This is a genomic window from Psychrobacter sp. 1Y11, assembly GCF_052259045.1.
Classification (GTDB): domain Bacteria; phylum Pseudomonadota; class Gammaproteobacteria; order Pseudomonadales; family Moraxellaceae; genus Psychrobacter.
The window spans coordinates 1-13,264 of the sequence record NZ_JBQQER010000016.1 but is presented as its reverse complement, the minus strand read 5'-3'; the positions used below and the strand labels follow the sequence as shown (position 1 = coordinate 13,264).

Here is a 13,264-nt window from a genome sequence, read left to right as displayed (position 1 = left end):
TTTTCAAATTATAAAAGTACTGCAATAGTTTAACGGACGCTGGCCTGAAAGCTTTTACGCTCAAACAACCGTTCTTGATAATCTAATAAAGGGCGACTGATAGCGCGTGGTAGCTCGATTTGCATCTCCTCTAATCGCCATAACAGCGGCGCTAATAAGACATCGCACCAGCCAAAATCATCCGCCATAAAGTAAGGCTTATGAGCGAATAGCGGCGAGATAGTAATCAGCGAATCAGCCAGTTGTTTCTTCGCTAAAGCCCCTTGCGCTTGGTTAAAGCTATCAGGATGGGTTAATAAGCGTTTGCCTAATACCAACCAATCGTGCTGAATACGCCAAGCCAATTGTCGAAACTGTGCTCGCTCTTGCGGCGTTTCTGGTAGTAGCTTATTGGCATGATAACGCTCCTCGAGATACTCAAAGATGACGTTAATCTCGTAGAGTGAGATTTCGCGCTGCTGTAGTACCGGCAAAGTATGGTAGGGGTTTAACTCAGTCAAATCTTCGGGCCGCTCAGAGTGCAGACGCGATAAATAATACTCGAGCTTTTTTTCCTCCAACAGTAAACGCACGACATGACTATCGTAGCCATCGTCAGCGTACAAGATAAGCTGACTACTGGGAATGTCATTCGTATCGATCATAGCAGCCTAATATTCAATTATTAAGGCTGTCATCGTAAACAAACTCACCTTGTTAATCAAGGTAGTAAGCGTAAATGCTAGCCAATTCCAAGCAGGTATATACAATTGATTAGTGGGATAGGTTTAGGCCGCTTTCTAGCCGTTAAAATATTGAATACTGAAGCCAAACTATATACTGCACAAAAAAAGCACTACCGAAGTAATGCTTTGTTTATTAAAAGTAGCGAAAAAATAAGACTTATTTAATGTCTATTTATTTAACATCTTTCCAGAACTCTTTATTGAGCAAGTAAACTGGAATAAGTAGTACTAACAAGAATAGAATGACAAAAGCACCGATGACGCGGCGATCATGACGAACCGGCTCACCCATCCATGCCATAAAGTTGACTAGATCGCCCACTTCGCTCTCAAACTCTTCTTGGCTCACGCTTTCTTGCAGGTTATGCAAGACATGAGGCATAGCAGCATTAGCCAATACTAAATTGTTAGCGCCCCAAGGACGGCTTGGATCTTCATAGAAAGATAACAGATAAGTATAGACCCAATCATCACCGCGTAAACGGTTCACGAGCGATAGATCAGGAGGCGCAGCACCAAACCAAGACGCTTGTAGTTCTGGGTCAATTTCCGCATTGATATGATCACCGATTTGATCGGTAGTCACCATCAGATACTTCTCGACTAGTTCAGGTGGAATCTCAAGGTCTTTGGCGATACGTGAATGACGAACATACTTCGCTGAGTGACACCCAGCGCAGTAGTTCATAAACATTTTTGCGCCGTTTTGTAGCGAGCCCTTGTTAGTGAAATCTACCGGAGCATCGCTACAAGCCAAATGCTCTTCAACGCCTTCGGCATTAACGAAGGTACCACAGCCACCGCCACCTGCTGCCATAGCGGTGCTAGCAGTCAAGGTCAATACTGCACCTAAGCCCAAACCAGTCAATGATTTTGTTAGGGTTCTCATTAGTGACCTCCGGTAACGCGTTCTGGTGGCTGTTTACACGTCTCAATAGCAGTGTAAAACGGCATTAGTAAGAAGAATAAGAAATACAAGATAGTGAAAACACGTGCCATGATTGTCGCAGTAGGCGTGGCCGGTGTTGCACCTAAATAACCTAATACTACAAAGCTAATAGCAAATATAACCAATGCAATCTTCGACAAGATACCTTTATAACGAATAGAGCGTACTGGCGATCTATCGAGCCAAGGGATCAAGAATAGCACTGCGATGGCACCGCCCATAGCGATAACCCCGCCAAGCTTATTTGGCACCGCGCGCAAGATAGCGTAGAAAGGCGTGTAGTACCATACTGGCGCAATATGCTCAGGTGTCTTTAAGGAGTTTGCCGCCTCAAAGTTAGGTGGCTCTAAGAAATAACCGCCGCCTTCTGGGAAGAAGAATACCACTGCAAAGAACAAGATAAAGAACACCACAATCCCGACCATATCGTGAACGGTATAGTACGGGTGGAATTCGATACCATCTAAAGGTACACCATTCTTATCTTTAAGCTTCTTAATATCGATACCATCAGGGTTATTTGAACCGACATGATGCAAAGCTACGATATGCATAAATACCAAACCAACTAATACTAGCGGAATAGCAACAACGTGTAGCGCAAAGAAGCGGTTAAGCGTGATACCTGAGATGATGTAATCACCACGTACCCATTCAGCAAGGCCGTCACCAATGACTGGCAAAGCTGCCGGTAAGTTCAAGATGACCTGAGCACCCCAGAATGACATATTACCCCAAGGCAATAGATACCCGAAGAATCCTTCTGCCATCAAGGCTAAATAGATACCCATACCGATTAGCCATAGTAGCTCGCGTGGCTTTTGGTATGAACCATATAGCAGTGCTCTGAACATATGCAAGTAAACGACAACAAAGAACGCGGAGGCGCCTGTGGAGTGCATATAGCGGATGAGCCAACCGCCTTTGACATCACGCATGATATATTCAACCGAAGCAAATGCGCCTTCAGCACTTGGGTTATACATCATGGTCAGCCAGATACCAGTCACCAACTGGTTAACCAATACCACCATTGACAACACACCAAAAAAATACCAAAAATTGAAGTTTTTTGGTGCATAGTACTTGGACATATGGTATTCGTAGGTTTCAGTCGCCGGAAAACGCGAATCCACCCAATGCATTAATTTTTTACCCATACTCATATTAAGCCTCCCCAACTGTCAAGATGGTACCATCCATACTATACTCTGGGATGGGTAAGTTCGTTGGTGCCGGTACGCCGCTATAAACGCGACCTGCTAAGTCATATTTGGAACCATGGCAAGGGCAGAAAAATCCGCCGTACCAGTCATTACCGCCTAAGTCAGCCGCGCCAACTTCAGGACGATAGTTTGGGGCACAGCCCAAATGGGTACAAACGCCTTCAACCACTAATAGGCCTGGCTCGATAGAACGAGTTTGGTTCTTGGCATATTCAGGTTGTAGCGATGCGCTTGAGTCGGGATCAGCTAGTAAGGACTCAACAGGCTCTAAAGTATTCACCATATCTTCAGTACGTTTGACGACATAGATAGGTTTGCCGCGATACTTTACGACAATCATTTGCCCGTCTTCAATAGAACCTATATCTTGAGTAACTGCCGCGCCCGCAGCTTCAGCTTTGGCACTTGGCGTCCAAGAGCGAACAAAAGGGGTGGCTACCGCCGCTACTCCAGCTGCACCAATTACGGCAGTTGAAGCAATCAAAACTCTACGGCGTTGTACATTAACGCCTTCGGCTTGGCTCATTAATACTTCCTCCAGGTGAATGAAATGGGATTATCCCACACTGGGTTTATGACTTAGAAATATAAAACATCTAGTATTGGTTTATACCATATTGACAATATAAAGAGACAAGCCGCATCAGCTATGCCTAATTTTGCTAATTGTTACTATTCTAAGCTATTTTGGTTAAAAAATAAATTGGTACGCCAAAAATAACGCGACCTTTGCGGGCATTATTATTAGCTTTACACTGTTGAAGTTCTTAAGTCATTATCAAAATAATTCGCATCGACTGAACGATATGCCTCATTATAATAGTTACATGACATATATAATCACTATTCAAAAATACTTATAATCGCTAGTGAGGATTCAAAGACTGCTTTTATTTCACAGCAACAAATATCGCCTTACGAGTAATAAGATTACCTTATAAATGATAAGGGTATTTATTTATAAGCGATGATACTCGAAATCAGCTCAATGTTCACTAACTTTCAGCGCCTTTACGTAACCGATTCTACTTAACCTCTCATTTAAGTCAGTAGCCATGAGAGAATGAGGAAATGAAAGATACTAGGATAATGCTCTAATCATTCTCAAGCGCTTCCCAGCGCTCAAGCTTCGTCATCATCTCCTCCTCAATAACTGCCAAGCGTTCGCTGGCCGCTGTTGCGGCATCAAAGTCCTCGTTAAACCAAGAACCATCGGCTAGTTTGTCTTGTAGCTGAGCTTGCTCTGATTCTAGCTTAGTGATTTCTTTTGGCAGCGAATCAAGCTCGCGCTGTTCATTAAAGCTGAGCTTTTTTTGCGCTTTATTAGGCTTAGTTGGCGTTGCTGGTTTTTGGTTGGCTTTGGAAGTGCTAGCAGTGCTCGGCGCCTTTACCGCTTGCGCGCGATTCTTTTGAATTAAGTACTCTTGATAGCCGCCTACATATTCATCGACCACGCCATTACCCTCTTCATCGGTATCGAATACCCAAGTAGAGGTAACCACATTATCCATAAACGAGCGATCATGGCTGATAAGCAGTATTGTACCATTGAAGCTGCTGACTGACTCTTCTAATAATTCGAGGGTCGCCATGTCCAAATCGTTGGTTGGCTCATCGAGCACTAGAATATTAGCCGGTTTTAACAGTTGCTTGGCCAACAGTACGCGATTACGCTCGCCACCAGATAAGGCTTTGACAGGGGTACGCGCACGCTCCGGCGCAAATAAGAAGTCTTGCAAGTAGCTCATGATGTGCGTCTTGCGGCCACCAACTTCGATGAAATCTGAGCCTTCAGAAACGTTTTGGGCAACGCTAGCTTCTAAATCGAGCTGATCACGCAGCTGATCAAAAAAGGCGATTTGTAGATTAGTTCCTAGCTCTACAGTGCCAGTCTTAGTGACTTCATCATCAGACATATCGAGCAAGGCTTTAATTAAGGTGGTTTTGCCAGCGCCGTTAGGACCAATGATACCTATTTTATCACCGCGCATAATCGTGGTGCTAAAATTGTCGACTAGTACATTGCCGTCGTACTCAAGATGTAGGTTTTTAACCTTGCAAACAAGCTTGCCACTTTTCTCGCCTTCACCCATCGTGATATTGACGTTACCGACTTGCTCACGGCGCTGGCTACGCTCTTCGCGTAATGCTTTTAGATCCCGCACGCGGCCCTCATTACGAGTGCGGCGAGCTTTGATTCCTTGGCGAATCCAAACTTCCTCTTGCGCTAGTTTTTTATCGAAGTTGGCATTGTTTTTTTCTTCAGCGAGTAATTGCTGCTCTTTTAATTCTTGATAGCGCGCGTAGCCTTTAGCGCCTTGGGTGACATCATAGCTGGTCAATAGACCTCGATCTAATTCGACGATACGCGTCGCCAGCTTATTCACAAACGCTCTATCGTGAGTGACAAACAGCAGTGTCAAACCTTGCCAATCTAACAAGAAGCGCTCGAGCCACTCGATACTATCGACGTCCAAATGGTTGGTGGGCTCATCAAGCAATAATACGTCAGGCTTAGTGACTAAGGCTCTTGCCAACAGCACTCGGCGCTTACGACCACCCGATAGCGAGGACAGGTCATCATTAGGATCGAGTCCCATCGTGGTAATCAGCCGTGTCGCTTCGCGCTCTAAATCCCAGCCGTGTACCGCGTCGATATCGTGTTGCAAAGTCGCCATGCGCTCGCAGGCGTCCATATCGCCCTCAGCACATAGATCAGTTTGCTGATTATAGGCCATGAGTAGATCAGCCGTGTGACGGCTGCCGCCCATGACGATATCTAGTATACGTCCGCGAGTTTCAGGAACATCCTGCTCAAGCATAGCAACACGCACGCTACTATTGACAATGACTTCGCCGCTATCAGGCTGCATAGTGCCGTTGATGAGCTTGAATAAAGTAGATTTACCTTCGCCATTACGACCGATTAGACAAACGCGTTCGCTCGCCTCAATACTGAAATCAACGCCGTCAAGGATAGGTGCTACGCCAAAAGCGAGGTGGATGTTTTTTAGATGTATCAGTGCCATAGATTGTCTTAAGCTTATATATAGTAGAGGAGAATAGGTGATAAAATAGGGCTTAGCTAAGCGGTTAAATACGAGCCACGCTAAATTGTCAGCAGTATAACATGACCCTAGATGACTTTAGCGGATGTAACGCTTTTTTATCGCGGAAACCTTATTACTAAATTATTAACCTTCAATGGATAGGATAGTTATCATGCCACTATATTTGCGCCAGCCATCAGAGGCGACAGAAAACGACTCGCCGACACAGGCTGAACTAAAAGATGAGATGATTGAGCTACAAATGAGTATGGCGCATCTTGAGCTAACCGTAGAGCGATTGGACCAAGTGATTACCCGTCAAGATAAAGATATCCAAACGCTACAACGACAGTTGCAGCTTATCTATAACCAAGTACAGAGTCAAAACGAAAGCGACGGTATCGCTCCTTTTGATGTCCTAGCGGATAAACCTCCACATTATTAAGACAGATGTCATTTTACTAAATGCCATTCTGCTAAGTACCAGCCTTGTATAGATAGCCGCCAGTATCGTCCGATCCAAATCGCAAACGCGATTATATGAGTTTTATTAAATGTAAAGTTGTGACTATATTGTGACGGCATAGTAATTAAATAATTATTTTTTATGGTTGTCATCACTTGTAAAAGCCATTAGTATCTTGCCTTCAATCCCACTTACTCATTAATGTTTAATCCCTTTATGCTTATTGAGTAAGAAAATAAAACAGTTAGGATGTTTGGAGAGATTCAATGCGTAGCACTTTTTGTTTAAAAGCTCTTAGCGTAGCGATTGCTACTTTTTCTATGGCTAGCGCGGCTAGCGCTGCAGGCCTTGATCGTTCTGGTCAAGATATTACCGCGTTTTTACAAGACGGCTTGTATGCCGAAGCGGTCTATACTTATATCGATGGCGATGTCACCGGTCATGACAACGCTTATATAGGTGCTGATGATAAAGCCTATACCAAGGGCAATAAGATAGGCGATATCGCTGAGTCTTACGATTTCTTTCGCTATGGCGTAAAAGCCGATATCAATGACACGTTCAGCGTTGGTATCTTATACGACGAGCCATTCGGCGCTGCTGCTGATTATACTGGTAATAATAATTTCGTCGCTCAAGGCAACCTAGATGACGCTATCAACATTATCTCAAATGGCAATGCTACTGGTTTAGTAGATGCTAGCAATAAAATAGGTCAGCTCTCAAAAGGTGCTACGCAAGCAGGTCAAGCCGCTGCCCAGTTCGCCGAGCAAGCCCAAAATGCGACCTCGCCACAAGCAGCAGCAGAATTTGCCGCGCAAGCAAAAGCTGCCCAAGACAAAGCTTTAGAGCTAAAAGGTCAAGCCGAATCGTTAGGCGCGGCAGTAGCTTCAGCGCAAGCAGAGCAAGCGACGACTGGTGAAGGCACTAATGTAGAAGTACGCACCGAAAACGTTACTGGTATTCTTGGCGCGAGATTAGGCACCAATAAAGAGTTCCAAATCTATGGTGGTCCTGTCGCTCAACAAGTACAAGCCGATGTAGCGCTACGAGGCGTAGCGTACGGTCCAGCAACCGGTTACACCGCTCATATCAGCTCTGATCAAGATTTTGGTTGGCTCGCTGGTGTCTCTTATAGCAAGCCTGAGATTGCTTTAAAAGCGGCATTGACTTATCGCTCTGAGATTGAACATAATACCAATATCGATGAGCAATATCCTTTAGTTGCCGCATTAGGTGGTGATCCTAGTCAGGGTGGCACTATTGAGATTACTACCCCGAAATCAGTAAACTTCGATTTCCAAACAGGTATTAACCCAACTACTTTAGCCACCGTAAAAGTACGCTGGGTGCCTTGGGGCGACTTTGCTATTGTGCCGCCTTTATATAACGAAGTCAGCAAGCGTGCTACCGAAGACGATAAGGGTTTAGCTTTGGTCAGTTATGATGACGACCAATGGCAAGTAGAGCTTGGTCTAGCTAAGCGCTTAACGCCAGCACTGGCTGTATCAGGTAATATTGGTTGGGATAGCGGTGCAGGTAACCCAGTAACATCACTAGGCCCAATTGAAGGCTACTATAGTGCTGGCCTTGGCGCAAAATACAACGTCACTGAAAACTGGGCGGTATCTGCTGGTGGTAAATACTTATGGTTCGGTGATGCCAAAGGTCAGTTACCTACCCAAAAAATAGTCGCTAATTTCGAAGACAATGATGGTTACGTATTAGGCGTTAAATTGTCTTATCAGGCAGCGCAGTAGTGAACTAAGATAGCGTTAAGGACTTATGAAAGTAAATCATAAAATAAGCGATAATAACAAGCGATCCTTAGGGGTCGCTTTTTTGTTGACCGATGCAAACTGTTTGGTAGTAAAGTTGACATTAGTACGGTAAATGTTGCGCAGATAAAGGATGATAAATAAAGTATTTAATTGTTGTTTTAAAGTGAAAAAGCCATTACTATTAAATTAGGACATCGTTGACATATTTGGTAACAACTTGACTATGCTGACGGTTTAACAATGAGGATGTTTGGAGATACAAAATGCGCCCTACCTTTCATTTAAAAACCCTTGCGGTAGCTGTCGCTGCTTTCTCTGCAGCTAGTATAGCTAGCGCTGCTGGTCTTGATCGTTCTGGTCAAGATGTTACTGCTTTTTTTCAAGACGGCACTTACGCGGAGGCCGTTTATACCTATATTGACGCTGATGTTAGTGGTCGCGATAGTGCAAACCAACTTTTGACTGATAATGATTATGCGCGCGGTGATGATACTGGAGATATCGCTGAATCCTACGACTTTTTCCGTTATGGCGTAAAAGCGGATATCAATGACACCTTCAGTATCGGTGTTATATATGATGAGCCCTTCGGTGCTGCTGCTGAATATAAAAAAGGCAATTTTGTAGCCAATGGCGACCGAGACGCTGTTATCAGTAGCGCATCAGGTGGAGCGATTGGTCCAGGATCGCCACTTGGACTGACAAACTATGCTCAAGCTGCAGATGCGTTAGAACAATTACAAGCAGGGGCAGCGGCAGGTGTCTTAACTCCTGAGCAACAAGGTCAATTAGCACTTCTAGCACCTTTAGTAGCTGTTGCTGATGTTGGAGCTGCTACACCAGGCGAAACGACCAAAGTTGAAGTTCGTAGCAATAACTTAACCGCTATTTTAGGTATGAAATTCGGTCCAAAAAAGAACTTCCAAATCTATGGTGGTCCAGTTGCTCAGCGTATTGAAGCTCAGACTAGGCTTCGTGGTACGGCTTATGGCCCGGCCACCGGATATACTTCCAACACGAGCAGTGATACAGACTATGGCTATCTAGCAGGTATCTCGTTTAGTAAGCCTGAGATTGCTCTAAAAGCCGCATTGACTTACCGTTCTGAGATTGATCATGAATCGCCAACATTTGAAGTATATCCTCTAGCGCCATTATTGAGTAGTCAAGCTAGTGGTCAGCTACCTAATCAGCGTGGCGGTAAGGTAGAAACGACAACACCTGAGTCAATCAACTTTGACTTCCAAACTGGTATCAATCCGACCACATTGGCAACTGCTAAGGTGCGCTGGGTGCCATGGGGTGATTTCAAAATCACGCCACCACTATATAACGATGCTACCTTAGGTAGATTTGGTCCAGACGGTCTCAACTTAGTCGACTATGATGATGATCAATACCAAGTAGAAATCGGTGTTGCTAAGCGCTTAGCTCCTGCTTTAGCGGTGAATGGTACAGTAGGCTGGGATAGTGGTGCTGGCGATCCAACCACCTCTCTAGGTCCTATCGAAGGTTATTACAGTGTTGGCTTGGGAGCTAAGTACAATGTAACCCCTGAATGGGCCGTTTCAGCAGGCGGTAAGTACTTGTGGTTCGGTGATGCTCAAGGCAGACTACCTACTGGCAAAATTGTCAATGATTTCGAAGATAACGATGGCTTTATTGCCGGTGTGAAGCTGTCTTATCAAGGTAAATAATATAGTACAAAATAATCGTCATAATAGTATAATTTCAAAAAAGCGACTTTTTAAAGTCGCTTTTTTAGGTTTACAATGACTAAAATAATTGTGAACCTACTAGTCATATATAAAGCTAGTTAATCGAAAAATCTATCTAAAAGAAAGTGTACGAAGTTATATGTCGGCTATTGTTAGCTTGCTAGGCCTTGATTTGATTAGTTATCATTATATCTATAAAGCCAGATATTCTGTCTTAAAATAGAAAAATTGCCCTTAATAAAAGTCGATAAAGAAGGTTTGCTATAACCTTAAAAATTAACTATGATATCAAAATCAGTTACCTTGACTTACATTACTGTGATGTCTAAAAAATCTGATAACATAGTAAAATCAAATCTTGCGAGCGATGTTTTCGTCGTTTGGCAAAGGATTGCAAGTAGAGGTCAGGTGGATAACCCTACCGATCGATAATATTATTCATGGAGGATGTCACGTGTCGCAACAATTCCCTATCTCTAAGCTCACTTTAGCGCTTATCACTTTATCTGCTGCCTCATTTACTCAAGCAGCTGGACTTGATCGCTCTGGTCAAGATATCAAAGGTTTCTTCAATCCAGGCACTTACGCTGAGATTGATTATGCTTATATCGATACTGATGTTTCAGCACATGACAACGCTGGAACACCATTTGGTATCACTGATAACGAATCTGGTTATGTCAAAGGCAATGACACTGGCGATGCTACTGATGATGCGTATACTTTCGCTCGTTACGGTGTAAAGACTGACATTAATGAGAACTTCAGTATTGGTGTCTTCTACGATGAGCCATTTGGTGCCGAAGTTGAATATAAGGGTGATCATAACTTTGTATCTCGTCCTGGCGACAACAACTTTGTCACAAGAGGTCCTGACGGCACTCCGATTGTGCTGCCTCAATCAACGATCAATCCATCTGTAAACGATCCTAACTACGAAAAGAACACTAACGTTAGCGTACATACTGAGACGTGGACGGGTTTACTAGGCTTTAAGTCTAACGGCTTTCAAGTCTTTGGCGGCCCAGTCATGCAAAGAGCAAAAGCTGAAGTAAATTTGCGTGGTAAAGCCTATGGTCCTCTGACCGGTTATGATGCCAACGTCAATGGCGATACTGACTATGGCTGGGTAGCAGGGGTAGGGTATAGTATCCCTGAGATTGCTCTAAAAGCTAACTTGACTTATCGCTCAGAGATTGATCATGAAACTGAGATAGGCGAGAGAATTCCATTACTAGGTACAGGCTTGAAAAATACTGCTTTAGGGCAGCTTGGTATTGATCCAAACTCTGAATTAGGCCAGTCCATAGGTGAGTACGCGACCACTAGGGCCACAGTAACGACTCCGGAATCTGTAAACTTAAACTTCGAAACTGGCCTTAGTCAAGAGTATCAGCTACTAGGTACGGTAGACGTACGCTGGGTACCTTGGAGCGACTTTAAGATTGTACCGCCTTTCTACAATGCTTACTCAAAAGCAGCAGTACCTGAAGGCTTGCCTTTATTGTCTTATGATAAAGACCAGTGGAAAGTCGATGTAGGCCTAGCCAAACGCTTCAATGAAAAGTTAGCTGGTTCAGTCGTAGTCGGTTATGACTCAGGCGCAGGCGACCCTGTCAGCTCTTTAGGAACTATTGAAGGTTTCTATAGTGTAGGCGGCGGCGTTAAATATAATGTCACTCCAGAATGGGCGGTCTCAGTTGGCGGTAAATACCTCAAGTTTGGTGATGCCACAGGACAATTACCTAATGGTAGCGTCGTCAGTAAAGCCGATGACAATGATGGCTATATTGCTGGTGTAAAACTGTCTTATCAGAGCCAGTAAACTAATTTCTATTTAATTAACGCTCTATAAAGCTTATCAAGCGGTGATGGATGAGCTTTATAGTAAGCGAAAATAGTTTAAGTAAAATGTAGATATTAATAAAGCGTGGTTATTCAGTTTAGTATTACTTTTACGGTTAAGTATTATCGTATCTCGTAAAGGTTAAATAATTAAATCTTGACTTACTATGCTATTTTTGGTTATCTATAAAAGTTGTTCAACTGCTATAAGGCGTTGAATATGAAAGGAATATCTCATCATAATCCATGGAGGAATACGAATGTTACCTAACCGTCATTCAATCTCAGCTGATTCTACAGCACCTAAATTAAACACCCCATTAAAAGCTAGCGTCGTAATCCTGACTTCTGTGATATTAGCAGCCTGCGGAAGTAGTGGTAGCGATTCTTATAATATGAGTGATATCTTTGATGGTAGCAGTCCAACCATTCCAGCTCCAGAACCCACTCCTGAGCCTGAGCCAACGCCTGAACCAGAACCTACTCCTGAGCCTGAGCCTGGTGAAGACTACAGCTCAGCAGCGGAAGCGGACTTATCGGGCGCTCAGCATTTATCTGTTGATGGAACGGCGCTTGGTCAAGGTGCTCTAACAAATACCACACGTGATTTTGATATCCGGAGTACTGCTGATGCAGATGCTCGTGCCGATGAAGTTTTAACGGGCGTTGTACAGAACCCCGTAGCCGTTACCTTATCAGGTGATGACGATAATGACACTGAAAATGGCTTCAAGTCTTATGAAGGTACTGGCCAAGTATTAGCGGAAGGTGACCTAGCTTATACCTCAGTCTATAAAGATTTTGGTGATGACGGTGAGTTACGTGTTGCTCATATTGATGGCGCTGTCAGTGCTTTAGGTAATCAAATTCCAGTAGACGGTGTTCTAGTCATTGGTAATAAAACTGCGACCCTACCGACAGAAGGTAAGTTTGAATACACGGGTGATGCTACCAATCGTAAAGTAGGTCCTGGTAATGCTATTGAATATGGTACTTCTGCGTTCACTGCTGACTTTGTCGCGAAGAAAGTAGCTGGCGAATTGAAGTTTGCCAATGCAGGTGATATTAATTTAGCAGCAGATATCGACGGTAACGAGTTCTCAGGTACTGCAGCTGACGAGAATGGCTATAATACTGAAGGTGCTTTCTACGGTAAAGATGCCAATTACATCGGTGGTATCTATGAAGGTAATGGCTCACAAGGTACCTTTGGCGCTGAGAAAAACCAAGAGGTAACGCCAGAACCAACCGATCCAACTGATCCAACTGATCCAACTGATCCAACTGATCCAACTGATCCGACTGATCCGACTGATCCGACTGATCCAACTGATCCAACTGATCCGACTGATCCGACTGATCCGACTGATCCAACTGATCCAACTGATCCAACTGATCCAACTGATCCGACTGATCCGACTGATCCAACTGATCCAACTGATCCAACTGATCCAACTGATCCAACTGATCCAACTGATCCAACTGATCCAACTGATCCAACTGA

General features: G+C 43.9%; 10 protein-coding genes. 5 read left to right on the top strand and 5 right to left on the bottom strand.

Annotation, left to right across the window (positions count from 1 at the left end):
- Positions 1–29: 29 nt before the first annotated feature.
- The 5 genes from ACTXGJ_RS11765 to ACTXGJ_RS11745 form a co-directional block, all read right to left on the bottom strand.
- On the bottom strand, positions 30–644 hold the full coding sequence (locus tag ACTXGJ_RS11765; protein ID WP_439244488.1) for a glutathione S-transferase N-terminal domain-containing protein: 615 nt from the start codon (positions 642–644) through the stop codon (positions 30–32).
- Positions 645–897: 253 nt separating this feature from the next.
- The gene (locus ACTXGJ_RS11760) at positions 898–1,614 is read right to left on the bottom strand and encodes a cytochrome c1 (protein WP_439244490.1); all 717 of its coding nucleotides are present in this window, start codon (positions 1,612–1,614) and stop codon (positions 898–900) included.
- Complete coding sequence (locus ACTXGJ_RS11755) at positions 1,614–2,819, bottom strand: cytochrome b (RefSeq protein WP_439244504.1); 1,206 nt, start codon at positions 2,817–2,819, stop codon at positions 1,614–1,616. Before ACTXGJ_RS11755 ends, ACTXGJ_RS11760 begins: the two co-directional genes overlap by 1 nt.
- A gap of 22 nt (positions 2,820–2,841) precedes the next feature.
- Positions 2,842–3,426, bottom strand: a complete 585-nt coding sequence (gene petA, locus ACTXGJ_RS11750) for a ubiquinol-cytochrome c reductase iron-sulfur subunit (RefSeq protein WP_439244492.1) — start codon at positions 3,424–3,426, stop codon at positions 2,842–2,844.
- 568 nt (positions 3,427–3,994) lie between these two features.
- Complete coding sequence (locus ACTXGJ_RS11745) at positions 3,995–5,929, bottom strand: ATP-binding cassette domain-containing protein (protein ID WP_443566067.1); 1,935 nt, start codon at positions 5,927–5,929, stop codon at positions 3,995–3,997.
- A 193-nt stretch (positions 5,930–6,122) separates the two neighbouring features.
- Between ACTXGJ_RS11745 and ACTXGJ_RS11740 the strand changes: the two genes are divergently transcribed.
- The 5 genes from ACTXGJ_RS11740 to ACTXGJ_RS11720 all read left to right on the top strand — a co-directional run.
- Entirely contained in the window at positions 6,123–6,395 is a 273-nt protein-coding gene (locus ACTXGJ_RS11740) for a SlyX family protein (RefSeq protein ID WP_439244496.1), read from the top strand.
- 287 nt (positions 6,396–6,682) lie between these two features.
- Positions 6,683–8,176 (top strand): OmpP1/FadL family transporter, encoded by a 1,494-nt coding sequence (locus tag ACTXGJ_RS11735; RefSeq protein WP_443566066.1) that lies wholly within the window; start codon positions 6,683–6,685, stop codon positions 8,174–8,176.
- Between the two features lie 284 nt (positions 8,177–8,460).
- A complete protein-coding gene (locus ACTXGJ_RS11730; RefSeq protein ID WP_443566065.1) occupies positions 8,461–9,894 on the top strand; it encodes a hypothetical protein in 1,434 nt (477 codons plus the stop codon).
- A 475-nt stretch (positions 9,895–10,369) separates the two neighbouring features.
- Complete coding sequence (locus ACTXGJ_RS11725) at positions 10,370–11,740, top strand: OmpP1/FadL family transporter (RefSeq protein WP_443566064.1); 1,371 nt, start codon at positions 10,370–10,372, stop codon at positions 11,738–11,740.
- Between the two features lie 415 nt (positions 11,741–12,155).
- The coding region (locus ACTXGJ_RS11720; protein WP_443566063.1) for a transferrin-binding protein-like solute binding protein at positions 12,156–13,264 on the top strand (1,109 nt) is incomplete at its 3' end.